Origin of the sequence: Paraflavitalea pollutisoli, assembly GCF_029360705.1 — a bacterium.
Taxonomy (GTDB): domain Bacteria; phylum Bacteroidota; class Bacteroidia; order Chitinophagales; family Chitinophagaceae; genus Paraflavitalea; species Paraflavitalea pollutisoli.
Window position 1 is genome coordinate 500,546 of record NZ_JARKMX010000004.1, and the last position, 23,867, is coordinate 524,412.

The following is a 23,867-nucleotide window of genomic DNA, read 5'->3' on the forward strand; positions in this document are numbered from 1 at the left end:
CATTTATAAGCTTACTCCTCGAGAGAGCGCCTCATTTTTGAGCAGCGTTGCTGCATTTTCCGATTGTTTTTTTGTTTTTTTATATTACTCAACAAATTTAATCCGGAAGTTGAATCTGGTATAGATTCTCAAAATACGCATCCAATTTTCTTGGATCTTTTTCAGACAGTATATAAATCGTCTGTTTTTTTGTAAAATTGAAGATGCCGAAATCTTTAAGATAGTTTCTTGATAAAGAGTAGTAGCCTGATCCATAAGACCGGCTAGTGTTTGAAATATAAAACCAGAATATTCTTGAAGAAAACAGTTTTTTCAAAACCAATAACTCTTTTTTATTAGCTCCGATAGCAGCCATTCCATTGTAAAAAAGTAGATCAGGATCTGCGTTATAAACAAAGTTGGGTGTCTGTGGTGTGATGTGAGGAAAAAAAAGCTTGTGTCGAAGTTTTTCTAGTGATTGGTTACGCCCATATATAAACCAGGGAGTGTATTTTTCACCTTTGCCTTTATCACGGGTAGCTAATATTTTCTTTTTTTGATTTAAATAATTGAAGGCATTGGGGTATTTTTTTTTCAATACTGACAGCGATATTGGTACCGCCTTTTCTTCAATATATTCGTAAGGAAATATTATCTTTTCTTTTATTTTATTTATTGTAGCTTCTGTAGTTAACAAATTAGTGTTTACTGCGTCCTTACAAATGTTTTTTTCAATAGGGTAAACAAAATCGCCGTCTTCTAAGTAATAATAACGTTTGTTTTGACTACTCGGATTGAATAAATAAACGTTATTCTTAAGCGTAGCTAGTCCATTCCTTGTCTTAAATTTTTTGTGAAAAGCAGTTCCAGTATTTTCAATGACCTTAATAAGTGCTTGATTGAGATTAAGGTTCCAGCCTTTCCATCCGTTCAAGTCTGCGTAGGGAAAATTAATATAGTTAATGGGAGTTTTTAATTGCTCTAAATTCGTGCATCGAAAGTAAGAGATTGTGGACGAGTATTTCTTCTCCAAAAGACAAATACAAGTGTAAGTGGAGCGAGCCTTAAATAACTGTATTTTATTAAAGTCAATGATAGAGAATTGATAAGAGTTTTCCCCAAAGTAATTTCGTATTGCGCGACCATTAACACTTTTGAAAAAAGTATTCATAGTAATGTAACCCAACTTGCCAGTTGGTAATAAATTCTCCAGACCTATCTGAAAAAAAGGGATATAGAGATCAGGATGGCCAGTTTTTGAGACTTTCCAGTTGGGTAATAAAAGCCTTGATTGGTCATCTATATTTCTTGAACATACATAAGGAGGGTTGCCTACGATGACATCAAAACCCTGAAAGGAAGGGATCACATGTTTCCAATCAAATTCAAGAGTGTTGCCAGTATATAAGTTGAAAGAAAAGTGGGACTTGTCCTCTCCTGAAGATACTGCTAGCAATGTTAATAGCAATTGTGTTCTCGTTATGGAGTAGGGTTGTATGTCTAATCCATAAAGCTGTTCCGCAAAAATTGACGCATAGGTTTTGCTTGTAAGTTCTTTTAATCTTTTAGCAGCATCATACAAAAAGCCACCACAACCGCAGGCAATATCTGCAATTCGGATAGTTGTATTTGGGGTGTCAGGGATAGTTTTGTCAATGATAAAATTTCTGATCAAGGAAGGTGTATACACTGCACCTGTGATTACACGGTCTTCAGGGGAAATCACAAACTCAAATAATTCGATCAGGTCTTCGATGGTGCAAGATACATTGTGCTTTTTCAGAAGTCCTAAAAACCAAACAAGGGTTTTATACTCCGTTTCCTCATCAGCTCTTATAATATATTTTAATAAAAACTCATTATATCTAACATTGATCCTGTTTATATAAACAAATGCAGATACAATTACTCGATCAACATTATATGGTTCCGTAGAACAATTCTTTCTGAGTGCAAGCGCAATTTGTTTGTTCATCTAATTATAAAAATCCATTAATTCACGATGATATTCGCAATAAGTGACAGCTAACTTCATTATTTTGAGCTGTACCTTTTTATACTCTTTGCTTTTTTTATCCATTGTTTCGTTGATGGCTGTCAATTTTTCAATGAGTACGCGAAGCCTGTTAAGGTTATATAGTAGCTTGATGACATCCTGTCTTTCGTCAAACTTAAATCCTTTTTGACACATCCATTTACCTAACGGTGTTTTCCACAAGATGGCTCCTTCTTTTGTGCGGTATAGATGGTCGTCCAGCTCTACGGAGCAAGGATCAATAAAGCCTTCTTTGCCGTTGTGCGATACAGTCTCACTGGCGGAAGGCCATTGGGCTCTTTTAGCATTGTTGCAGTGTCGGCAAGAATATACCAGATTGCGGTAAGCCGTCAGGCTAATAGTGCCATGTAGCAACAAGAAATCCTTTGGGATAAAATGGTCTACTTCGAAAAAAGCATCTCTGAATCCGTCAAAACTGTCACAATAGGCACAATGACGATTAAAATCCTGTTTAAGGTCTGCTTTGTGTTCTCGCCAGTTTTCTCCTGAAGGATTGCGGCTGGGGTTTAGTCGCCTGCAAGGGATTTTACCTCTTAGGGTCATTCTTTTTTTGATTTTTAATCAGTTCTTCTAAAAAAGCCTCAGCTTCTTTTGTTGTCTCTGTAAGGGTTTCGATTTTGTCGATATTCAATAACTGCATAGGAGCCTCGGGAGCAGCGCGCTTATCCAGATTTTGTAACTCAAACTGCGCTACGGACAATGAATGCTTATCTTTAGCATCAAGTCCTTTGGTCGCCGCTTTTTCCGACAATACTGCGATGAGATCTTTCCGTTCTTGAATATACCTTTGGTAAACGAGGATGTTTTTCCGGAGAATTTCCGTAAATCTGTCGATATTTTCTTTAAGGGTCATCTCCTTCTCATATACAATGTTTGGGTTGTCTACTTTTGGAAAAGCCTGTCCTTCTAAATTGGTGAACACAATTGTTGGAAAGCCTGGTTTGATCTTCTGGTATTCTCGTACTACCTCATCACCATTAAAATCAAGTATTCCCCTATCAGAAAGGAGGAAATCCACCATTAAAAGGTCAATGTTGGAATTATAAACTTGGCTTAGTAGGTTATCTAATGTAACCCCCTTTTCAATTTTATACCCGATGACCTCAAAGTCTTTCTTTCGTAGTCGTCTTTCATATGTATCGACCTGATCTGCGTCTTCATCGATGAATCCAATTTTATATTTCATAGGAAGTGTGTTTTCTTGCTGGAAGATCAATCCTTAATTTAAAGCCGTGGGCTGAATCTACGATTGTCACGGTGCCGTTATAATCAGTTACAGTGCCTTTAACAAGGTACATGCCCAGTCCTGTTCCAATGCTCTTACCCTCCTTGTCTTTTTTAGAAGTAATGAATGGTAAAAATATTTGGTCTTTATCTTTTTTGAAGACCCTATCTAGCCCTGGACCTGTATCTTCGTAAATTATTCGGATATTGTTGTTATTAAATGCGACTGATATTTTTATGGTTCTTTCTCTTTTTCCCTTTGCGTTATTGAGGGCGTCTACAGAATTGGATATGAGATTGGAAAAAATGGTGTCCATATCTACTTCATTAGCTCGAAAATCATAAGATGTTGTAGTTCTATCAAAAGTTTTTAATTGTATATTTCTGTCTGTTAGCGCTTTTTCCCAACTTTGTTTTAATCCTTTCAAATAGGTATCGAAATTTAATAAAGTTCTTGTTCTTTTATCACTTTTGATTGAGGACAGAGCATAATTCATCCAGTGCAAAATCTTGTTCATGTCTTTCCGTAGTACGGAAATAATTTTTAAGCCATCCTTATATTCCATGGATAATTGGCGACTAGTTGGCTCTAACTGCTTAAATATGTCTTCCAATACTTCAATCTCTTCAGCGTTATTTTTTATTCCTTTTAATTCATGTGAAAAAGAGGCTACAATTAATCCTAAACTTGCGAGGGCGCGCACTTGCGCTATTTCTCCATTATCTTTTTCAGCTGCTGTAAAGCTTTCTAGGCCAGAAGTTATGATTTTTTTAATGGCCTTTTTTTCTTGAGCAGCTATTTGTCGCCTACCTTGAACAGAATAATCGGTATTTCTTTTTTGAGATACTTTATTCCTTTCTTCAATCATCTTATTAGCTAATTTCTCGGCTTCTGCTTGGATTGCCTTCTTGCGTTCATTTTCTTTTCGAATTGTAGCGTCTTTGTAGAATTTATTGAGAATAACTGAGCGATCATATTCAAAAAGATGGATAGCCTCGATGATTATGCTGGTAAAAATTTTAAAAGAGTCGTTTTCTACCAGAGATTCGCGGTCAGATTTGTCTATGATTTGCTTGTTGGCAATTCGAGATATATAGACTGCGCCTGCTATTTGCCTGGGCCCAACCCGCCAATCTCCAATCCTTTGACCTGCCCCTGCAGGGCTTTGGGATACCCTTTCTCCGAGCTTTAACCAATCATTCCCTTTTTCCCCATAGGGTCTTACCTTAAACGAATCGCGGTAAATTTTGATACCTCCGAATTTCTCCATAATGGCTGCTCTTTCGCTGCCACTAAAATCCTTATTCGGATATTCTTCTTTCGATGAATTTCGAATTTTTAGGTAGTAAAAGCTAAAGGAAAAACTCCCTACTTTTTGCAGCCGATATGTATTGTCATTGTCTTTAGGCCAAGTTAAAAGCTCGAAAATGGATTTAGAAATTTTGACAGAAGGCTTTGACAAGCTGGTTAGGTCATAAGGGGCTTTCGCCCCTTTAAATAAGTGAGAATATTCGCGCTTAACAATATTCATATCCAGTTCGTTCCTCGTGATCACACACGCCATCTTTAATTTTACGGCATCATAATGTCCTTCTATTTTATAATCAAAATCATCAAAATAAGCTGTTTCTACCTGCCCATATTCTTTTGGTGATTGAAGATGCTGTAATTGCAAATTAAATTCAACACCTGTTTCTATTGGTGGGACTAGAGCTTCCAAGCTCTTAAATATGGCAGCAATTGCTTTTTCATCCCAAGCATCTTTTAAATCAGTGATCCTGATTATCGTGCCGCCGGCAAAAGCTCTACTTTTAAAAAGGCCAATTGCCTTGGTATATTGGGATAGACTCGATTGTATGTAGTCAAAAAGGCTTGTGTTTTTTTCTGTTAGTTCTGCAGTAATTTCAGTTAAGTTCTTGTTAGGCTGGTTGAATTGTTGCCAATCCATGTACCAATAATAACCTGATTTATTATTTTTTTGACGAGAATAAGTATAGACTTCTGCTTGTGTACCTAATCTGTCCAAGGCAAAACGACCAATACCTTTCGCACCGGTCTTTACGCGTCCACTATCCGATGTGAATGTTACTTCCTTGTTTCCGGTTCCTATCTCCATCCATTGGTTCAGAATAGTACTTTCATTCATTCCCGTTCCATTATCGACAATGTAAATTGATGCTTGAGAATTTAGAAAATCTTGCAGAGGTTTAAGTTGTTCCCTGATCTTCTGAGAAAGTATATAATTTTTCCCTTTGGCCTGATACCATGAAGCACTAAATCCTTTGATGGATGATAGATGTTTGTGCTCTTGAACGCTAAGGGTTTCCGGGACTTTGGGATAAGGAATATCAAAAAAAACCATACAGTGAGTCGCATCTGCGTCGTAGCAATTCTTAACCAACTCAATGATTGCACCGTCGGCATTTGCAAAGTTCTCCTGCCCAATCAATTTAGCCGTCCTCGCCGAGACTTTAAAGGGGATTTTGCCCATATTGAGACGCGAATGTAAATCTTTAAAAATGAGAAGGTAACGATTTTTATTTAGTGGACAAGATACTTTTTGGTTTGATAAGATCACTTTTCAAAATAGAAATGCTCCATATCGTACGGCAGGAAATGTAGGGCTTGTCAGGAACGAAGTCCTGTTGCTTCCATTTGCAGTGGAGTAGCAGGATTAATAATCGTATTATGAACATTAGAAAAGCGAAAAAGTATACGCAAAAGATTACTATGAACACAAAAAAAGAGACCACCTTCCGATGATCTCTTTTCTTAGTGAACCCGCTGGGACTCGAACCCAGGGCCCCAACATTAAAAGTGTTGTGCTCTACCAACTGAGCTACGAGTTCTAACCATTTCCTTTCAACTTGGTAACTGTCTCATTTTCAGGACCGTTATATCGTTGTTGGGAGTGCAAAAGTAGGGAGAAATTACATTGCACCAAAATTATTTTAGATTTAAAATCCACAGCCTGTGGATGAAAATTGCTTGTTTTTTTCACAATTCCTTGAAACCCACATCCCGTCTGCGTTTTCGAAACCGCCCCTCCACCCATGTTCGAAAAAAATATTTTACAACAAGATGGTTCACAGAAATTTAAACCGCCCCACCATCGGTCCGCAACAATTCCCGGTGTAATTTAGTTATGATTACACGCTATGGATTATACCCGGGAATTCAGGAAGTTTATCAGTAGTCAGTATTTGTATGCAGGTGTTCGTATCACGGCCGGCGCCATCATTCCCGCCCTTATCCTCCATCACTTCGGTCTGCTCGACCGCATGATGGCCATCCCCCTCGGCGCCCTCGTCGTCAGCTTCACCGACACCCCCGGACCGCCCCAGCATCGCCGCAACGGCATGCTGGTCAGCATCCTCCTCAATTTCATCATCGTCGTCATCGTAGGCCTCACCCGCCACTCACCCTGGTTCATCAGTGCCGAGATCATCATCTTTGGCCTGCTCTTTTCCCTGGTGGGCGTGTATGGCAACCGCGTCAACGCCATCGGTCTCATCGCCCTGCTCGTATTCATCTTCAACGTCGACAGCCACCTGGCCTCCGCCAATATCTGGCGCGACGCCCTTTGGTTTTCCGTCGGCGGCATATGGTATGCGATATTGAGCCTTACCCTGTACTCCCTGCGGCCCTACAAACCCATTCAGCAACTGCTGGGCGAAAACCTCATGGGCATCGCGGACTACCTCCGCATCAAAGCCGCCTTCTACGACCGCGAACGCAACGACGAAGCCCTCTACCGCGACATGATGCGCATCCAGGTATCCGTACACCTGCACCAGGATGAGCTCCGCGAAATGCTTTTCCGCGCCCGCCGTGTCCTATTCGAATCCACCAGCAAAGGACGCATCCTCATGATGATGTTCCTCGACAGCATGGACCTCTTCGAGCGCATCATGACCACCCAGCAAGACTACGACGCCCTGCACAAAGAATTCGACGACAGCCAGATCCTCCAGGTCTACCACAAGATGATCATGCAGGCCTCCGACGAGTTGCACCGCATTGGCCTGGCCGTGCAGGAGGGATTGCCCTATAAAGACGATAACTCGCTCGACGAAGCCTTTAAAGCCACCAGCGAGACCTTCTTCGCCCACCGCGATGCGGCCCTCAATCCGCATACCATCGAAGGGCTCATCAAGCTGCGCCATATCCTGTACAGCATCGAAGACCTGGTAGAGCGCATCGGCATCCTCGCGCACTATTCTACCTACGACCGCAGCATCAGTAAAAACAAAAAGATCGATCCTGATCGATTGGAGGAGCAAGACTCACCCGGACAGGAATTCAACATCCGCCTCCTGGTCGACAACCTGTCGCTGCAATCCTCCCATTTCCGGCACGCCATCCGCGTCACGCTGGCCATGATGATCGGGTACATCATCTCGTTGCTGTATCCCCTCGGACATGGCTACTGGATCCTGTTGACCATCGTCACGATCCTGAAACCGGCCTACAGCATCACGCGGCAGCGCAACATTCACCGCCTGGCCGGTACCTTGATCGGTGCTGCCATCTCCTTCGGGTCGCTCTACCTGATCAAAGACAATACGGCCATCTTCATCATCATGCTCATCGCCATGATCCTGGCCTACACGTATATCAAACTGAATTACCTCATCGGATCGGCCGGCATCACCATCTACGTGGTATTGAGCCTGCACTTTATGAACCCCAGCGGTCTGACAGAAGCCCTCACAGATAGGATCATCGATACCGGTATTGGCTCACTCATTGCTTACCTGGTATCGAAATTTGTATTGCCCCTCTGGGAGCACGAGCAGATCGATACCTATATCCAGCAGACCATCAAGGCGAGCCGCAGTTATTTCGATGTAGTCGCTTCGTATTTCACCGGACAGGTGCCTGCCAACAGCAATTACCGCCTGGCGCGCAAAGAGGCCTTTGTAGCGCTGGCGAATATGTCGGATCATTTTCAGCGGATGCTCTCCGAGCCGAAGAACAAGCAACCCGGATTGCCGCATTACCACCAGTTTGTAGCTACCAGCCATTTGCTCAATTCGCATATTGCTTCCCTCTCGTATTACGCACAACGGTCGGCCGCACAGTATGCATCACCCGATTTTGCACCATTGGTCAAGCAGGTCGACGACCAGTTTCAGAATGCCGAGAAGGTCTTGGAAAAACAGGAGTTGGTCAAGCTCGACCAGAAGGCCAGCGAATATCCCATCCGCGCCCGCCTGCAACAGTTGCTGGAGCAACGCCGGCAGGAGATGGCACCCGGCGCCGACAAGTCTGCCCAGTCGGTCCGCAAAACTTTATCAGACCTCAAGGCCATTACGGACCAATACCAGCTGATCTATTCCATCGTATCTGAACAGGTAAAGATCATTGGCAAGATGCGGAAAGTAGAGTAGGGGCATCTCTACGTGCTGAAGCATATTGGCTTCATGATGGTATTGGTAGCAGGAATTCTGCTACCTTTGTGCTACTTCCCCATGCACATATATACGGCTTTACAGATTGGTCACTTAAACAGTAACCGCTGCGAGGACTTTTTTTTAGTCGATCACCTCGGGGCGCGCTTCGTTATTGGCGCCGTCATGGATGGCTGCACCATGGGTACGGATAGCCATTTTGCATCAACGCTCACGGGCAAGCTGCTGCGAAAAGTGCTTCGCCAGCGACAGGAGCTGGAACATGCCCGTCCCGAAACCCAGGCGACTTCTGCCACAATATTGCTCCGTTCGGTGTTTATTGAACTGATGACCGAATTAACGGACATGAAAAACCGCCTCCTGCTCGACAACGACGAACTGCTCACGACGCTCGTGTTGTTGGTGGTAGATACCCAGGAAAATAATGGCATGCTCGTTGGCGTAGGAGATGGGTATGTGGTAGTGAACGGTACGGTTACTGCCTACGACCACGACAACAGATCCGACTACCTCGGTTTTCACCTCGCAGACGACGCTGCTACCTGGTACGATTCGCTGCCGCAAAAGATGGAACTATCGTCGATAGAGGATATTACAATCGCTACCCATGGCCTCGGATCGTTCACCGAACTAACCGCCGATGCCGCGCCCGCCATCGACCCGATCGCCTTCCTCACCATCGATCAGCAGGGCAAAGACCATCCTGATATGCCCGAAAAAAAGCTGAAAACGCTCGAACACCAGTTTGGGCTAAAACCTGGCGACGATCTCGCCCTGATTCGCTTAATCCGCTAGTTTCCGCTCGAATTCTTCCTTTTTACCACCATTTAATGGCTAATTCCGCTACGTTTATTCGGCGTCCCCGCATGCCGAAAGGCCTTTTGATGTACCAACGATACTCAGATATTCCGTAGCTGTCAAGATGATAACAGCTACTTATCCCGTAGATGTCTCGTACCTATATAGGGACGGAATATCTACGAGATATCTACGAGACATATACGGGATATCTACGGAACATCTGTGTATATGACCGCAAGCGGGCATGAACCCGATATGATATTGAGCGCCGTTGAAACACAATAAGATGAGGAATTAGCAGGCCGTTCGGGGCCGAATAAGGGCGTAATGATGGGTGAATAGTTGGAGATGACAGGTCATGGCCGTAGTAAATGGCCAGAAAACCTGGCGGAAAAGTCAGTCGGCGAGAAAAGGACCGGCAAAAATCGGACGAAGATCAGGTGCCGCGTAGTAATTTGCACCCGCAAAAAGCCAGGACATGAAACAAACGCTCGCCCGCATAGCATTGGTCGTGAAAGACTACGATGAAGCCATCGAATTCTATACCCAGAAGCTGCATTTTACCCTGATAGAGGATACGAAGCTGTCGCCGACGAAGCGTTGGGTGGTGGTGGCGCCGCCTGGCACCGATGCCAACGGTTGTTGTCTGCTGCTCGCCCAGGCGGCGAACGACGAGCAAGCCAGCCGGGTAGGCAACCAAACCGGCGGTCGCGTATTCCTGTTTCTTCATACCGACGATTTTGACAGCGCTTACAGCAACCTGTTGCAACACAACATTACCATCGTCCGTCAGCCGGTGCAGGAAACCTGGGGCAAGGTCGCTGTTTTTGCCGACCTCTATGGAAATCTGTGGGATTTGATCGAGGTACCCCATTCCTAAACGATCCACGAACAGGCAAAGCTACCAGGTGATCGTCATTCCCGTGACGATGCCGCAAAAGCAATTGTTCGACAGCCTGTCGATCGCGTATCAACAGCAAACACCTTACGATTATGCCCTGTTTGGCATGCGTTGTGGCTCGGCCGCCTATGAGATCCTGGCGCGCCTGGACCTGCTCAAAAGGTACCCTCCGAAGAAAACAGCCCTGAAGATCTTTTACCCAAAGAAACTGCGGAAAAGATTGCTCAAACAGGCCAGCAGTCAGGATTGGACAGTCATCCGCCAGGAGGGTACACCCAAAAGACGCTGGGAACGTGATTAGTGTACGTACCTTTAACCGTACGCTAAAATCCGGCAAATATGGAAAAGACCATTACAAAATCCATTGAGATCAACACCAGCGCCGCCAAGGTGTGGAACGCCCTGATCAACCCAAACCTGATCCCGCAGTACCTGCCCGGTGTAGAGGTCGTCTCCGACTGGAAACCCGGTAGCTCCGTTCAATACATACACCGCGAAGGCGGCATGGAGATCATCGACAAAGGCATCGTACTCGATGCCGTATCGCCGCATTTGTTGCGCCATACTTACTGGACGCCCTACTCCGGCCTGGAAGACCTGCCCGATAACTACACGACCATCACTATGAGTCTGAAAGAGACGAATAACAAGACGGTACTAACCATCCAACAAACCAATTTTCGCAGCGAAGACTGGTGGCGCAACTCGATGGCAGGGTGGGAAGACGTGCTGGTTACCATCAAGCGGATCATTGAAGCGACCTCCGCCGTGGGTTAAGTGGTAATCCAGTAGCGGAAGCCACCGCTTGCCTTATCAGATAGAACACCAGTGCGATCCACCCAACTGACGGGTCAGTCGCGCACAAGTATCGGGTCGTTCAAGGGCTTGTGGCAGCGAATAAACAGCTATCTTACGTTTACCCAACAACCAACCCGGTGAGTCCATCACCGGCACATCAACAAGAACAAGCAAAACATTTCATGACCATTGCCACGACCAGCCGACTCCTGATACAGCCTTTCGATACCAGCGATGCGCCCTTTATTCTCGAACTGCTCAATGAGCCCGCCTGGCTGCGCTTTATCGGCGACAAACAGGTGCGTAGCATCGATGATGCCATCAACTACATTCACAATGTACCGCTGAAAAGTTACCGGGACAATGGCTTTGGCCTTTGGAAAGTAACGCTGAAAGAGACGCTGGAGCCGATCGGTATGTGTGGCCTCATAAGGCGTGAAGCCCTGCAACATGAAGACATCGGTTTCGCCTTTCTCGCTGCACACAATGGCAAAGGATATGCGCAGGAAGCGGCCACAGCCGTGATCGATTACGCCCGGGAACAACTGCAGTTCAAACAACTGCTGGCCATTGCGAACGAAGACAACGGGCGCTCCATTCGGCTGTTGGAAAAACTGGGTTTTGCCTACCAGCGACATATCACCATGCCGGGTGATCAAACGCCGTTGGTGCTGATGGGAAGAAGGCTGTAACCGGCGGCTGTCAGGGCTGTTGAAGGGGGAGCAGTCGGCTACGAGACGCGACAACCAGCTAGCAAGGGGCAAGACACGACACAACAACAGAGGGCGCCCCCAGCCGCAGTTTGGTGGCGACGCGACTGAAAGGCACTGACGAAATACACCCCGGCAAGCCAACGACCAGGGCCGCCAGTGCTGTGATATACCCGGAAATGCCGCCCGACGCTACCATCTTATGCCATAATTCTTTATTTTTGTTTGACTTAACCGGTTATTATGCAGGATGCTATCATAGAATTATCGCACGCTAACATCTACCAGGGCACCAATCTCGTACTGCAGGACGTCAACCTGCGGGTACAGAAAGGGGAGTTCGTTTACCTGGTCGGGAAGACCGGTACCGGCAAATCGAGCCTGCTCAAAACCCTGTATGGTGACCTGCCGCTGAATGAAGGGGAATGCTCCGTAGTGGGCTTCAACCTGCGCACGATGGACTGGAAGAAAGTGCCTTTCCTGCGCCGCAACCTGGGCGTGGTGTTCCAGGATTTCCAACTGCTGACCGACCGCAATGTGAACGATAACCTCAAGTTCGTGTTGCGCGCTACCGGCTGGAAGGACGAAAAGCTCATGGATGAAAAGATCATAGATGTACTCGATAAAGTGGGCCTTAAATCCAAAGGGTTTAAAATGCCTTTTGAATTGAGTGGTGGCGAGCAACAACGGGTGGATGTAGCCCGCGCCCTGCTCAACTCGCCCAAACTGATCCTGGCAGACGAGCCTACCGGCAACCTCGACCCGGAAACCTCCGACGAGATCATGCAATTGCTCTTCCACATCAGCCGCGATTATGGTACGGCCATCGTGATGGCAACGCATGATTACATCGTGATCAATAAATTTCCCGCCCGCATGGTGCGTACCGAGCGTGGCCGGGTCATCGACAACGCCAGCATCGACATCGTATAGTATGATCTCCATACTGATCCCCGTATACAACCAGGATGTAAATCATTTGATAGCCCGGCTCAGCGCCGGGCTTTCCCATTTACAGGGGGGCGGCGAGATCATTGTGATGGATGATGGATCGAATCAGGCTACGTTGATGACCAATGCCCCCATCGCTGCCTTGCCGGGCGTACGTTGTGTGGCGCAGTTCAGCAACCAGGGCCGCGCCCGCATCCGCCACTTGCTGGCACGGGAAGCGAAAGGGGAGTGGCTGCTCTTTCTCGACGGGGATAGCGGCATCCCCCACGATGATTTTCTGCGGCGGTATGAGCAGGCTCTGACTGCCAAGGCTACGGTGATAGTTGGCGGACGCATCTATCAACAGCACCCACCTGATGACCAAGCCTTGCGCCTGCATTGGCGGTATGGTTCAGCGCGGGAAAGCAGGGACCCGGGTAAGCAACACCAGCCTGCTTTTATGACCAATAATTTTCTTGTGGCCAGATCGGTATTCGATACCTGGCGGGATGCAGCCATTACCGAAGGCTATGGACATGAAGACACGCTGATCGGTATCCAACTGGAACAGCAACATATTCCGATTGTCTATATCGATAATCCGGTGGTGCATGAAGGGTTGGAAACGGCCGATGTCTTTATCCGTAAATCGGAACAGGCGTTGGTTAATTTAAAAGCGATTAGCCGGGAAGTAGCACCCGATCTGCTGGCCCGGCATATAAAGCTCTTTCGCGTGTACCTATGGTTAAAAAAATGGCGCCTGCTATGGGCGCCGGTACTATACTATCAATTATTTGGTAAGATGATTCAACGTAACCTGCGGTCGGGCAATCCTTCTTTGAAACGCTTCGATCTCTATAGGCTGCGTTACTTCATCGGCTTGTAAAAACTCCTGTAGTCCTCGTTGCCTTGATGCCTTTCTGCCTCGTTGCCTTGTATTCAAACCTTGTTCCCTCGTTGCCTTTCTGCCTGGTTGCCTTTCTTAATCATGACATCCACCACCACAGCAACCGCTGCTGCTTTCGGGTTGTTTCTGCCAGATGATGTTCATCAGTTGCTTCGTGAGTTGTCCCTGGTTCATGAACGGGGTGAGAATCTCTTTCCGCAACTTCAGCTCGTGCTCATCGAATGGCTGGTGGTACAGCTGGATGATGATCGATTGAAAGGCTTCGGCCGTCGTAGCCACATGACAGGCGGTATCGAGGCCCGAGCAGGCCACCATCGTAGGGTTCACCACGCAGTGACGACCGCCAAACAGGGCATTCATCAGTTTTACGGAACGGCTCTTGCGACAGAAAGAGGGCAATACATGGATCTGCGCCTTGCGGATCAGGTCCGCCATCTCCTGCGCCGATGGATTGGCGATCAGGCAGGCGTGCCCATGCAGGTCCACCTCCCGTTGCAGGCGCGCAGTAGGGTGTTTGCCTGCAATGATGAAGGGCACATCGATCTTGTTGAAGATATTATTGAGCAACCAGATGGCGGCTTCTTCGTTTTCTTCTACGGAGAGGTTACCATGGTACAAACAAAAACAACCGATGCCCGCTTCTGTTTCCACTTCGGTAAAGGGCAACATGGGGGGCAGACACATCACGTTTTGAGCCTGTAATTTTTGCCGGTAGATCGATACGTCTTTCTCCGATAGGGCGAGGAACACGGCCTTGTCGGCTATGTTTTTCTCGTAATTCTTCAGCAAACGGCTTTCGTGGTGGTAGTAGATCTTTTTCAGCGGCTGCAGTACCGTGGTCGTCTTGCAAAGCTGTTCGTAATATTCGTGCTCTACATTCATGAGGCGCACGAATACCTGCCGCTTGTCAAAGCGTTCGTCATTCAACAGATAGGTGCATTGAATGCCTTCCAGTAAAATGGGGTAATCGTCTTTGAGCAAGGTTTCGCGCAACTGGTTACAGCTACGGGAAGCTACCATGTACGGCAGCTTGGGCGAAATGCATTTGTGGCCACTCAGGCGTTGATAGTAGTGAACGACTTCGCAGTACTGATCCAGTTCAGGCTGTTTGCCTTTGCCATCATCGAAACAGTGCAGATGCACTTTTACACCTGCTTCGTGCAGGGCCTTCACGGTACAGTAGACATCGATCACGCCGCCATAATCGACGGGAAAGGGAACATCGGAAGAAACGATATGTAAGAACTTTTCCAAAATATTTTTATGCTCAACTAAACGATGAATAAAAAGCAATCAGTTTTTTCTCCTCCTGTTGCCAGTTAAATACATTTCTCGCTGCAAGGCAGTTTTGTTGCAAGTCCCTGTACAATTGTTCATCATTTAACAACCTGTTAAGTTGAACCGCAATATTGTCCGGTCTCAGATCGTCAATAAGAACAGCGATTTGGTACAGATTGTTTATTTCCCGGTAAACTGGATAATCCACACCCAGTTGTGGAATACCTGCCTGCATATAATCAAAGAACCGGTTGGCCAGCGAAAAATAGTTGCTCAGCCCGTTATTTTCAAACAGGGTCACGCCAATCCAGGCATTAACGGTATAATGAGTTAATTCGTGTGGTAGTACCCGTCCTTTGAAAATGACCTTGTTTTCGAGCCCATGTGCCGCTACCAGTGACTTTGACTGTTCCATAAAATTGCCGTCGCCGCAGATGACCAGGCGGGCATCGACCTGTTGCATGGCGGGAATGAGCGTTTCGAAACTCCTGCCTTCATTGACCCATCCCTGGTACAAGATGTACTTTTCGGGCTTGGGCGGTATGGTCAGCGGTTTTTCTACCGGTACATTTCTTACTACTTCATAGTCAACGCCGTACAAATCTTTAAAAACTTGTGCAATGGGTTCGTTGACGGTATATCCCTTCGGAAAACGAGGTACGGCAAAGCGCTCCACCCGCTTCCAGATCCGGTAAATGGCCGGCCGGGTCACCACTTCCTTCATTTCGCAAAACAGCTCATGGGCATCATATACCCGGGGTTTGCGGCGCAGTACCGACACCCCATAGCAGGGTAGGATGGTATCCAGGTCGATGGCGCAAATAAGGTCTAATTGGGTGAATAGCAGGTAAAAAAAGAGCCTGATGTTGTATTCCAGGTAAAAACCCTTACCAGCCGAAAAAAAGCAGCGCAGGCGCTTCTGCCGGAAGGGCTGTTCCCGCAGCGGGATCGAGTCGGGCATGGTGCGGCCCACCAAAGTGACCCCGTATCCTGCCTGGCTCAACGACGTACAGATCCTGATCATGCGCTGATCAAAATTGAGGTCGTTGGTGACGGTAAATACGAGTTGCTTCATACCAGGGGCTGCAATTTAAGGTAGGAGGGGAGATGCCGCATAGATCCTTTCAATAATGTCGACACTCTTCAACGCTTCCGCGGCCTCTACAAAACGATAAGCGGGATCGTCCAGTGCGCAAAGCAAGTGCTGGTACACCTTATCATGGTTACTCATGCTGCCCTGGTAAAAGCCGTAATGGTTGGCACTTTGTCCGGCCGGCAAGGCAGGTGCCTGCTCTCCGGTCACGGAAAAGTAGTCGATCTGGTTCAGGTACTGGCCACCGATCTTCACGGTGCCTTTGGACCCGAAAATGCTGATCGATCCTTCCATATTACTGTGGTGACTGTTGACCGTGTATTGCACGGTGCCGACCGCGCCGTTTTCGAGCTGCAGCAGCGCCGCGCCGGTATCTTCAAATTCGATGTGGTCGCCATGGCTGTAGTTGGCACGCAGTCCCTGTACGGTTTTCACGTCGCCGAGCAGCCAGTACAACAGGTCGATAAAATGGCTGAACTGGGTATAGAGGATGCCGCCATCGAGTTCGCGGGTGCCGTGCCAGCTGTTGGTATAATAGGCGATGGGGCGGTTCCAGAAGCAGTTGACCTGGAAACTTTCGATGCGGCCCAGTTTACAGGCTTCGATCAGGGCTTTGATCGCCTCTACGGGCGGGTTGTAGCGGTTTTGTTTGACGACAAACAGGCGCTTGCCGGCCTTTTCGGCGGCGGCGATCATGCGCAGGCCACTTTCGCGGGAAATGCTCATGGGTTTTTCGCACAATACATGGCAGCCGGCTTCCAGGGCCAGGATGGTGTGGGGGGCGTGCAGGCCGTTGGGCGTGCAGACACTGACCACGGCCGGTTTTTCGGCAGCCAGCATCGCTGAGATGGAGGTGTACGACCGGGCGCCATACTGGTTGGCGACGGACTGGGAGCGTGCCTCGTCGAGGTCACAAACGGCATCCAGCCGGCCGAAGCGGGCAATCTGTGCTGCATGGCGCTGGCCGATGTGGCCGCAACCGATCAATGCAAAGTGATAGCTCATGCCTGGTTTTAAAGGTGATAGCGGTCGATATGCCGTATTTTCGCGGCCAGCACAAGCCGGATACTGCGATCTGGACAGTCAATCGTTTCCGTGCCCCGGTTATCCACGATGTGTAAAAAAAACGGGCTGGCAAGATATTGAAATCGCGATTAAAACCATACCTTTGCCGCCAAATTATAGAAGAAGTAAAAATTTGGATGTTTTTTAAAAAAAAATGAGATGCCGTATTTAACTAAAGAAAAAGTATCAGATATTTTCACGCAGTATGGTGGAACAGCTGCCAACACTGGTTCTATCGAAGGTCAAATTGCTTTGCTGACTGAGCGCATCAACGGAATTTCCGCCCACCTCAAGAAAAACAAGCATGACTTTTCTACTCAGCGTGGTCTGATGAAGATGGTAGGCCAACGTAAGCGCCTGCTGACCTATCTGAGCAAGCATAACCTCCAGGGTTATCGCGCGCTGATCGAGAAACTCGGAATCAGAAAATAGTCAGAACAAGCTCTAAGATATTATTCCCAACTGAAGTTACCGGTTGGGAATACTTGTTTTACTGACCTGCTGATCCAGCACACAGAAATTGTATTTTAAACCGATTGCCCGCAAGCCACAACTTCCCGCCTGCATGCTTGCGTGCGCCAATCAAAAAATGAGACAACATGCTCTCTCAACCTATTAGTGTAACATTCGACATCGGTGGTGGCCGTATGGTATCCATCGAGACCGGTAAACTGGCACGCCAGGCTCATGGCTCCATTACCGTTCGCCAGGGCAACAGCATTATGCTGGCCACTGTAGTAGCCAACAAAGAACCCAAAGAAGGACAAGAATTCTTCCCCCTGGTAGTAGACTACAACGAAAAATTCGCCTCTGCCGGCCGTATCCCAGGCTCTTTCTTCAAAAGAGAAGGCCGCCTGAACGATTATGAAGTATTGGTAAGCCGCCTGATCGACCGTTCCCTGCGCCCCCTGTTCCCCGAAGATTATTTCTGCGATGTACAGGTGCTGGTAACGCTGATCTCCAGCGATAAAGAAGTAGTGCCCGACGCGCTCGCGTGTCTCGCCGCTTCTGCTGCCCTCGCCGTATCAGATATTCCGATTAAAGAAGTGATCTCTCAGGTGCGTGTAGCACGGATCGGTGGCAACTTCGTTGTCAACCCCAGCCGCACTGAACTCGCCACTGCCGATATGGATTTCCTCATCGCAGCTACTGAAAAGAACCTGATGATGGTGGAAGGTGAATCGAAAGAGTGCAGCGAAGAAGACCTGGTAAAGGCTCTCGAAGTAGCACACGACGCGATCCGCATCCAGATCAAAGCGCAACACGAACTGCGTGAAAAAGCAGGTGTACAAGGTAAACGCGACTACACCAAACCCGAGCAGAACGAAGAACTGCGCGCCAAGGTGACCGAATTTACCAAAGACAAGATCTATGCGATCGCAAAAAGCGCTTCTGCCAAGCACGACCGCAGCAATGCCTTCGATACCCTGAAAAAGGAACTGATCGAAAGCCTCGGTGAAGAAGCCGACGACAAAACAAAGAAACAAGCTAAAAAATATTACGAAGATCTGCAGTGGGAACTGGTGCGTGATATGATGATCAATGATCGCGTACGTCTCGACGGCCGTCAGCTCGACCAGGTTCGTGGTTTGGCGATGGAAGTAGACGCACTGCCTTCTCCCCACGGTTCTGCGCTGTTTACCCGCGGTGAAACCCAGTCGCTGACGACGGTTACCCTCGGTACACCGCTGGACGAACTGCTGATCGAAAGTGCTGCCACTTCCGACTACACCAAATTCATCCTGCATTACAACTTCCCACCATTCTCTACCGGTGAAGTGAAGATGATGCGCGGGCCCGGCCGTCGTGAAGTAGGTCATGGTAACCTCGCCATGCGCTCCCTGAAGCAAATGATGCCTGGTAACGAGTATCCTTACACCGTACGCGTGGTAAGTGACGTACTCGAATCAAACGGTTCTTCTTCTATGGCGACCGTTTGTGCCGGTTCACTCGCGCTGATGGATGCTGGTGTGCCTTTACCCAAGCACGTAGGTGGTGTAGCGATGGGATTGGTTACCCGCGCTGTCGACAACAAGTATGCAATCCTGACCGATATCCTGGGTGATGAAGATCACCTCGGCGATATGGACTTCAAGGTAACCGGTACCCGCGAAGGTATCTGTGGTGTACAGATGGACATCAAGATCGATGGTCTCAGCATGGATACGATGCGCGAAGCCCTCGAGCAAGCCCGCAAAGGCCGTCTGCACATCCTCGAAGCCATGTACGAATGTATTCCTGCTGCCCGTGAAGAAGTGAAACCACATGCACCACGCATGGAGAAACTCTTCATCGACAAGGAATTCATTGGTGCGGTGATCGGACCACAAGGAAAGATCATTCAGGAGATCCAACGCGAAACCGGTACGACCATCAACATCGAAGAAGTTGGTCAGTACGGTGAAGTAAGCGTATTCAGCCCGGCGAAAGAAGGTCTGGACAAAGCGGTATCCTGGATCAAGGGTATCACTGCCATGCCTGAAATTGGCTCCGTATACGAAGCTACCGTTAAGGGCATCAAGGAATTCGGTGCATTCGTCGAGTTCCTCCCCGGCAAGCAAGGTTTGTTGCACATCAGCGAAATCTCTCACAAGCGCCTCGATACCATGGAAGGTGTGTTGAAAGAAGGCGAGAAGGTGAAAGTGAAACTGATTGGCATCGACCACAAGACCGGCAAGTTCAAATTGAGCCGCAAAGTATTAATGCCTAAACCAGAAGGTGGTGCTCCTCCAAGAGCGCCCCAGGGTAACGGCGCTGCTCCCCAGCAGTAATCCCCCACGGTTATTAATACCAGCTAAATAATAAAGGGTGCGCTGCTGACAAAGTAGCGCACCCTTTTTCATGAATACCCGCTACCATTCATTTACAACAACATATTATGTCGACAAAGGCCAACTACACCCACGTGCGTTTTCACCCGGTGACGAAAGAGCAACAGGAAATACTGATCGCCCTGCTGAATGAGCAAGGATTTGAAGGTTTTGAAGAGGGACCACAGTACCTCTCTGCCTTTATTCCCGAAGAGCAACTGGATGAAGCGGCGCTGGTAGAGCTGGCCGAATCGATGACGGTGACTTACAGCTCCGAAACGATTGCCCAGCGCAACTGGAATGAAGAGTGGGAGAAGAATTTCGAACCGGTCGTGGTTGATAAATTCTGTGCCGTGCGGGCTCATTTTCATGCGCCGGTCGCCGATGTGCAATACGAGATCATCATTACGCCCAAGATGAGTTTTGGTACCGGGCACCACAGTACCACGTACATGATGATGCAGTATATGGAGCATCTTGACCTGGTTGGGAAATCAGTACTCGATTTCGGTACGGGCACGGGAATATTGGCAGTACTGGCAGAGCAGCAAGGGGCGTCGACGGTGATGGCGATCGATAATGATGACTGGAGTATCGACAATGCGGCGGAAAATATCGCGGTCAACGGCGCCACAAAGATCGTGCTGGAGAAGGCTGATAGTTTAGAAAAATATGGCAGATTTAATATCATATTAGCCAATATCAACAAGCATGTTTTGTTGGCAAATATGGCAAGTCTGCAACAACATTTAACACCAGGCGGCGTTATTATCATGAGTGGCCTGCTGGCAGGCGACCGGTCTGATATCCTACATTCGGCAAGCACAAATGGAATTCAATTTGTGGACGAAAAACAACATCAGGCATGGATCGCCCTACAGTTTACTACTCAGTAAACAGAATAAAAGGGTGAGAGACACGATATTGACATGTTTTTCCCTTATATTTGAATTTTCCAACTTTCAACCAACTATGCAATGAAAGAAGTGCTCGTCATTGTAATAGCATATTTGATCGGCTCTGTTCCTACTGCTGTTTGGGTCAGCAAAGGGTTCTTTGGTATCGATATTCGTGAATATGGTTCCGGTAATGCCGGTGCCACCAACACGTTCCGCGTGCTCGGCTCCCGCTGGGGCACTTTCGTGATGGCGATGGATGTACTCAAAGGCGTTGCCGCTACCAGTCTATATCTTTTACTACCTTTTTACGCAGATTCTACCAATGAATGGGACCGTACCAACCTGATGGTGGGATTGGGCCTGGCTGCCGTGCTGGGGCATATATTTCCCATCTGGGCCGATTTCAGAGGCGGTAAAGGGGTGGCCACTTTATTCGGAATGATCCTCGCGATCCAGCCGATCGTAGCCATCTGTTGTGTAGGCGTGTTTCTCCTGGTATTGTACCTGACACGTTTCGTATCGCTGAGTTCAATTTTGGCCAGCATTGCGTTTGCCGTGTTGATCCTTTTCATCTTCAATGAGAAGGAACCGTTGTACCGGGCTTTCGCTATTGCTGTAGCCCTGCTGGTGGTACTTACCCACCAGAAGAACATTACCCGCTTGCTGCGGGGCAGTGAAAGCAAAGTGCCTATTTTGAAGCACCGCGACCGCCGCAGAGAGCGCCGCCGCCTCGCTAAAGAAGATTAATCGTCAACACATCGATAAAAAACTGGGGACATCTGCCACACTAGGCGGATGTTTCTTTTTTGTACCAGCCTCAGTTTGAATGGATATTGACCAACACTGGTATCAAATTAGTAGCTGGTACAAAGATTGTTTAACTATTTTTGACACAAATATAAATTTCCATGAAAAGAGTCTTTGTTGCAGCCGCCACTTTAGCCCTCCTAGTAGGCTGCAGCCAAAATAAAATTACCGGCAGGAACCAGTTGTCTTTGTTCAATGAGGCCGACATACAAAGTATGGCAGCCACCGAATACCAGCAGTTCCTGACGCAGAATAAAGTGGTGAGCGCCAGCGCCAGCAAGGATGCTGAAATGGTGCGTCGTATCGGACAACGGCTGGTGACTGCTATTACGAGCTATTATGCCACCCAGGGCTTATCGGAAGAGCTCAATGGATACAAATGGGAGTACAACCTGGTTAATTCGAACGAGGTAAACGCCTGGTGTATGCCTGGTGGCAAGATCGTGGTGTATACGGGCTTACTCCCCATCACACAAAATGAGGCCGCTCTTGCGGTTGTAATGGGCCATGAGATCGCCCACGCCCTGGCCAAGCATGGCAACGAACGGATGAGCCAGGCCAGTGCCCAGCAATTGGGTGGTCAATTGCTCTCTGTAGCCATAGCCAACAAGACGCCCGCCGCGCAAAACCTGTTCATGAGTGCTTATGGTATCGGTTCGCAGGTAGGCGCTTTGTTACCTTTCTCGCGTAAGCAGGAGTTGGAAGCCGACCGTTTTGGATTGATCTTCTCGGCGATGGCTGGTTACGATCCACAACAGGCTATTCCCCTGTGGGAGCGTATGGCAGCAGCGAGCAATGGTCAGAAACCACCGGAAATGCTGAGTACACACCCCGCAGAAGCGACCCGTATAGAAAAGTTGCGCGAGCTCATGCCCGAAGCGCTTAAGTACTATAAACCAGTTGGGAAATAGATTAAGGGGAAATTATATAACAGTTTTTTGCAGACCCGCCATCGGCCAATTAAAGCCCATGGCGGGTTTTTTAATGCGAAAGGTGGCAAAACATGTTCAATTTGCCTTACCTTTGCAATCCCGTTTGAACTAATCCTTAGTTACTTACTAAAAAAACTTCTCAGGCATGTCGCAAAACTTATTAGATAAGCTTCAGCTTCAGGAAGAGAAAAATGTACTGATCCAGGGACTTCCTTCTTCGATCGAAAAACAATTTATCAAATTAGCCTTTTCAAAGAACGTAACGCCTTTATTGAAGTCGCGCAAAATCGACTTTGCACTGGTGTTTGCGGTCAATGAGAACCAGTTGACAGGTATCATGAAGGACGTGATCCCGGCATTACAGGAAGAAGGTAAATTCTGGATCGCGTATCCGAAAACCTCTTCTAAGATCGCCACCAATCTCAATCGTCAATGCAGCTGGGACTGCGTTCGGAATGCCGGATTTGAAGGCGCCGATGAAGTAGCCCTCGATCATGTATGGACTGCGATGCGTTTCAGCAAAGTAGCGCCTGCACCTGTAGCGACACCGACCAAACCAGCTCGCAGAGCGCCCGTTCCCGGTAAGCGCGTAGCAGCTATGGCAGATTAAACCACACCGACACTTTCAATTTATTGCAACAGACCCACTTACCGGGGTCTGTTTTTTTTATCCACCAGGCGTAATCGCAATGACGAGCGGGCGAACTTTGCCGTTGCAAAAACCGCTTCTCATGTCATTCATCAATATCGAATTCAAAGCCCGCACCCTACATAGTGACCGCATCCGGCAATACCTGATCGACCACGGCGCTGAAAGCCGCGGCACGGATGCGCAAACGGATACTTATTTCAACGTGGCCCACGGCCGCCTCAAACTGCGGGAAGGCAATATCGAAAACAACCTCATCTGGTACCAACGCACCAACCAGGCCGGGCCCAAACAATCGGATTTCATCCTGACACCGGTAGCGGATGCCGTTGCCCTTAAGCAATCACTGACCAATGCCCTGGGCGTAAAAGTCGCCGTGGTAAAACGGCGCGAGATCTATTTTATCGGCAACGTGAAGTTTCACCTCGACGTACTGGAAGGGCTGGGCCATTTTGTGGAGGTAGAGGCCAGCAATAAGATTGAAGATATCCCGGTAGAACGATTAAGGGAGCAATGCGAGCAGTACCGGCTGGCCTTTGGCGTTGGGGATGATGACCTGGTTCAGTTTTCTTACAGTGATTTGCTGCTGGAAAAAGCGGCTGCAAAGTAGGAG

22 protein-coding genes and 1 tRNA gene are annotated in these 23,867 nt (G+C 47.8%); 15 read left to right on the forward strand and 8 right to left on the reverse strand.

Annotated features, from left to right (window positions below; genetic code table 11):
- Positions 1-97: 97 nt before the first annotated feature.
- The 5 genes from P2W70_RS11895 to P2W70_RS11915 all read right to left on the reverse strand — a co-directional run bounded on the left by P2W70_RS11895 (position 98) and on the right by P2W70_RS11915 (position 6,109).
- Positions 98-1,954: an HsdM family class I SAM-dependent methyltransferase gene (locus P2W70_RS11895; RefSeq protein WP_276481682.1), complete on the reverse strand. Its 1,857-nt coding sequence runs from the start codon at positions 1,952-1,954 to the stop codon at positions 98-100.
- On the reverse strand, positions 1,955-2,578 hold the full coding sequence (locus tag P2W70_RS11900) for an HNH endonuclease (RefSeq protein ID WP_276481683.1): 624 nt from the start codon (positions 2,576-2,578) through the stop codon (positions 1,955-1,957). It lies immediately after the preceding gene.
- The gene (locus P2W70_RS11905; RefSeq protein ID WP_276481684.1) at positions 2,562-3,221 is read right to left on the reverse strand and encodes a hypothetical protein; all 660 of its coding nucleotides are present in this window, start codon (positions 3,219-3,221) and stop codon (positions 2,562-2,564) included. Before P2W70_RS11905 ends, P2W70_RS11900 begins: the two co-directional genes overlap by 17 nt.
- Entirely contained in the window at positions 3,211-5,751 is a 2,541-nt protein-coding gene (locus P2W70_RS11910) for a sensor histidine kinase (protein WP_276481685.1), read from the reverse strand. The genes P2W70_RS11905 and P2W70_RS11910 overlap by 11 nt, the downstream gene beginning before the upstream one ends.
- Positions 5,752-6,036: 285 nt before the next feature.
- Positions 6,037-6,109: transfer RNA gene (locus tag P2W70_RS11915), tRNA-Lys, on the reverse strand.
- Positions 6,110-6,418: 309 nt separating this feature from the next.
- On the opposite strand from P2W70_RS11915, the gene P2W70_RS11920 reads away from it, so the two are divergent.
- The 8 genes from P2W70_RS11920 (at position 6,419) to P2W70_RS11955 (ending at position 13,700) form a co-directional block, all read left to right on the forward strand.
- Positions 6,419-8,653 carry an FUSC family protein gene (locus P2W70_RS11920; RefSeq protein ID WP_276481686.1) on the forward strand — a complete coding sequence of 745 codons (2,235 nt, stop codon included), beginning with the start codon at positions 6,419-6,421 and terminating at the stop codon, positions 8,651-8,653.
- A gap of 81 nt (positions 8,654-8,734) precedes the next feature.
- Positions 8,735-9,469 carry a protein phosphatase 2C domain-containing protein gene (locus P2W70_RS11925; RefSeq protein ID WP_276481687.1) on the forward strand — a complete coding sequence of 245 codons (735 nt, stop codon included), beginning with the start codon at positions 8,735-8,737 and terminating at the stop codon, positions 9,467-9,469.
- A 484-nt stretch (positions 9,470-9,953) separates the two neighbouring features.
- On the forward strand, positions 9,954-10,355 hold the full coding sequence (locus tag P2W70_RS11930) for a VOC family protein (protein ID WP_276481688.1): 402 nt from the start codon (positions 9,954-9,956) through the stop codon (positions 10,353-10,355).
- Positions 10,356-10,383: 28 nt separating this feature from the next.
- Positions 10,384-10,677, forward strand: a complete 294-nt coding sequence (locus P2W70_RS11935) for a hypothetical protein (RefSeq protein ID WP_276481689.1) — start codon at positions 10,384-10,386, stop codon at positions 10,675-10,677.
- 38 nt (positions 10,678-10,715) lie between these two features.
- The gene (locus P2W70_RS11940; protein ID WP_276481690.1) at positions 10,716-11,153 is read left to right on the forward strand and encodes an SRPBCC family protein; all 438 of its coding nucleotides are present in this window, start codon (positions 10,716-10,718) and stop codon (positions 11,151-11,153) included.
- A gap of 203 nt (positions 11,154-11,356) precedes the next feature.
- Entirely contained in the window at positions 11,357-11,866 is a 510-nt protein-coding gene (locus P2W70_RS11945; RefSeq protein WP_276481691.1) for a GNAT family N-acetyltransferase, read from the forward strand.
- 261 nt (positions 11,867-12,127) lie between these two features.
- A complete protein-coding gene (locus P2W70_RS11950) occupies positions 12,128-12,817 on the forward strand; it encodes a cell division ATP-binding protein FtsE (RefSeq protein ID WP_276481692.1) in 690 nt (229 codons plus the stop codon).
- 1 nt (position 12,818) lies between these two features.
- The gene (locus P2W70_RS11955) at positions 12,819-13,700 is read left to right on the forward strand and encodes a glycosyltransferase (RefSeq protein ID WP_276481693.1); all 882 of its coding nucleotides are present in this window, start codon (positions 12,819-12,821) and stop codon (positions 13,698-13,700) included.
- A 96-nt stretch (positions 13,701-13,796) separates the two neighbouring features.
- Here the strand turns inward: P2W70_RS11955 and P2W70_RS11960 are convergent, their stop codons facing one another.
- The 3 genes from P2W70_RS11960 to P2W70_RS11970 are packed head-to-tail and all read right to left on the reverse strand — an operon-like array spanning position 13,797 to position 17,097.
- Positions 13,797-14,975: a glycosyltransferase gene (locus P2W70_RS11960; protein ID WP_276481694.1), complete on the reverse strand. Its 1,179-nt coding sequence runs from the start codon at positions 14,973-14,975 to the stop codon at positions 13,797-13,799.
- Positions 14,976-14,988: 13 nt separating this feature from the next.
- On the reverse strand, positions 14,989-16,074 hold the full coding sequence (locus tag P2W70_RS11965; protein ID WP_276481695.1) for a glycosyltransferase: 1,086 nt from the start codon (positions 16,072-16,074) through the stop codon (positions 14,989-14,991).
- A gap of 15 nt (positions 16,075-16,089) precedes the next feature.
- Positions 16,090-17,097, reverse strand: coding sequence for a Gfo/Idh/MocA family protein (locus P2W70_RS11970; RefSeq protein ID WP_276481696.1), 1,008 nt, complete (start codon positions 17,095-17,097; stop codon positions 16,090-16,092).
- 219 nt (positions 17,098-17,316) lie between these two features.
- Here P2W70_RS11970 and rpsO point away from each other — a divergent pair, with 219 nt between their 5' ends.
- The 7 genes from rpsO to P2W70_RS12005 all read left to right on the forward strand — a co-directional run bounded on the left by rpsO (position 17,317) and on the right by P2W70_RS12005 (position 23,864).
- On the forward strand, positions 17,317-17,589 hold the full coding sequence (gene rpsO, locus P2W70_RS11975) for a 30S ribosomal protein S15 (protein ID WP_276481697.1): 273 nt from the start codon (positions 17,317-17,319) through the stop codon (positions 17,587-17,589).
- A gap of 167 nt (positions 17,590-17,756) precedes the next feature.
- Positions 17,757-19,928: a polyribonucleotide nucleotidyltransferase gene (gene pnp / locus P2W70_RS11980; protein ID WP_276481698.1), complete on the forward strand. Its 2,172-nt coding sequence runs from the start codon at positions 17,757-17,759 to the stop codon at positions 19,926-19,928.
- Positions 19,929-20,035: 107 nt separating this feature from the next.
- Positions 20,036-20,863 carry a 50S ribosomal protein L11 methyltransferase gene (prmA, locus tag P2W70_RS11985; RefSeq protein ID WP_276481699.1) on the forward strand — a complete coding sequence of 276 codons (828 nt, stop codon included), beginning with the start codon at positions 20,036-20,038 and terminating at the stop codon, positions 20,861-20,863.
- An 81-nt stretch (positions 20,864-20,944) separates the two neighbouring features.
- Positions 20,945-21,613, forward strand: a complete 669-nt coding sequence (gene plsY, locus P2W70_RS11990) for a glycerol-3-phosphate 1-O-acyltransferase PlsY (protein WP_276481700.1) — start codon at positions 20,945-20,947, stop codon at positions 21,611-21,613.
- 161 nt (positions 21,614-21,774) lie between these two features.
- Positions 21,775-22,584, forward strand: coding sequence for a M48 family metallopeptidase (locus tag P2W70_RS11995; RefSeq protein WP_276481701.1), 810 nt, complete (start codon positions 21,775-21,777; stop codon positions 22,582-22,584).
- A 166-nt stretch (positions 22,585-22,750) separates the two neighbouring features.
- The gene (locus P2W70_RS12000; protein WP_276481702.1) at positions 22,751-23,215 is read left to right on the forward strand and encodes a hypothetical protein; all 465 of its coding nucleotides are present in this window, start codon (positions 22,751-22,753) and stop codon (positions 23,213-23,215) included.
- A gap of 121 nt (positions 23,216-23,336) precedes the next feature.
- Positions 23,337-23,864 carry a class IV adenylate cyclase gene (locus P2W70_RS12005; protein ID WP_276481703.1) on the forward strand — a complete coding sequence of 176 codons (528 nt, stop codon included), beginning with the start codon at positions 23,337-23,339 and terminating at the stop codon, positions 23,862-23,864.
- Positions 23,865-23,867: the final 3 nt, after the last annotated feature.

Bases quoted from the DNA above. Each gene is read 5' to 3' on its own strand.
- P2W70_RS11895 (WP_276481682.1), bottom strand. From the start codon at position 1,954: ATGAACAAACAAATTGCGCTTGCACTCAGAAAGAATTGTTCTACGGAA.
- P2W70_RS11900 (WP_276481683.1), bottom strand. From the start codon at position 2,578: ATGACCCTAAGAGGTAAAATCCCTTGCAGGCGACTAAACCCCAGCCGC.
- P2W70_RS11905 (WP_276481684.1), bottom strand. From the start codon at position 3,221: ATGAAATATAAAATTGGATTCATCGATGAAGACGCAGATCAGGTCGAT.
- P2W70_RS11910 (WP_276481685.1), bottom strand. From the start codon at position 5,751: ATGGGCAAAATCCCCTTTAAAGTCTCGGCGAGGACGGCTAAATTGATT.
- P2W70_RS11920 (WP_276481686.1), top strand. From the start codon at position 6,419: ATGGATTATACCCGGGAATTCAGGAAGTTTATCAGTAGTCAGTATTTG.
- P2W70_RS11925 (WP_276481687.1), top strand. From the start codon at position 8,735: ATGCACATATATACGGCTTTACAGATTGGTCACTTAAACAGTAACCGC.
- P2W70_RS11930 (WP_276481688.1), top strand. From the start codon at position 9,954: ATGAAACAAACGCTCGCCCGCATAGCATTGGTCGTGAAAGACTACGAT.
- P2W70_RS11940 (WP_276481690.1), top strand. From the start codon at position 10,716: ATGGAAAAGACCATTACAAAATCCATTGAGATCAACACCAGCGCCGCC.
- P2W70_RS11945 (WP_276481691.1), top strand. From the start codon at position 11,357: ATGACCATTGCCACGACCAGCCGACTCCTGATACAGCCTTTCGATACC.
- P2W70_RS11950 (WP_276481692.1), top strand. From the start codon at position 12,128: ATGCAGGATGCTATCATAGAATTATCGCACGCTAACATCTACCAGGGC.
- P2W70_RS11955 (WP_276481693.1), top strand. From the start codon at position 12,819: ATGATCTCCATACTGATCCCCGTATACAACCAGGATGTAAATCATTTG.
- P2W70_RS11965 (WP_276481695.1), bottom strand. From the start codon at position 16,074: ATGAAGCAACTCGTATTTACCGTCACCAACGACCTCAATTTTGATCAG.
- P2W70_RS11970 (WP_276481696.1), bottom strand. From the start codon at position 17,097: ATGAGCTATCACTTTGCATTGATCGGTTGCGGCCACATCGGCCAGCGC.
- rpsO (WP_276481697.1), top strand. From the start codon at position 17,317: ATGCCGTATTTAACTAAAGAAAAAGTATCAGATATTTTCACGCAGTAT.
- pnp (WP_276481698.1), top strand. From the start codon at position 17,757: ATGCTCTCTCAACCTATTAGTGTAACATTCGACATCGGTGGTGGCCGT.
- prmA (WP_276481699.1), top strand. From the start codon at position 20,036: ATGTCGACAAAGGCCAACTACACCCACGTGCGTTTTCACCCGGTGACG.
- plsY (WP_276481700.1), top strand. From the start codon at position 20,945: ATGAAAGAAGTGCTCGTCATTGTAATAGCATATTTGATCGGCTCTGTT.
- P2W70_RS11995 (WP_276481701.1), top strand. From the start codon at position 21,775: ATGAAAAGAGTCTTTGTTGCAGCCGCCACTTTAGCCCTCCTAGTAGGC.
- P2W70_RS12000 (WP_276481702.1), top strand. From the start codon at position 22,751: ATGTCGCAAAACTTATTAGATAAGCTTCAGCTTCAGGAAGAGAAAAAT.
- P2W70_RS12005 (WP_276481703.1), top strand. From the start codon at position 23,337: ATGTCATTCATCAATATCGAATTCAAAGCCCGCACCCTACATAGTGAC.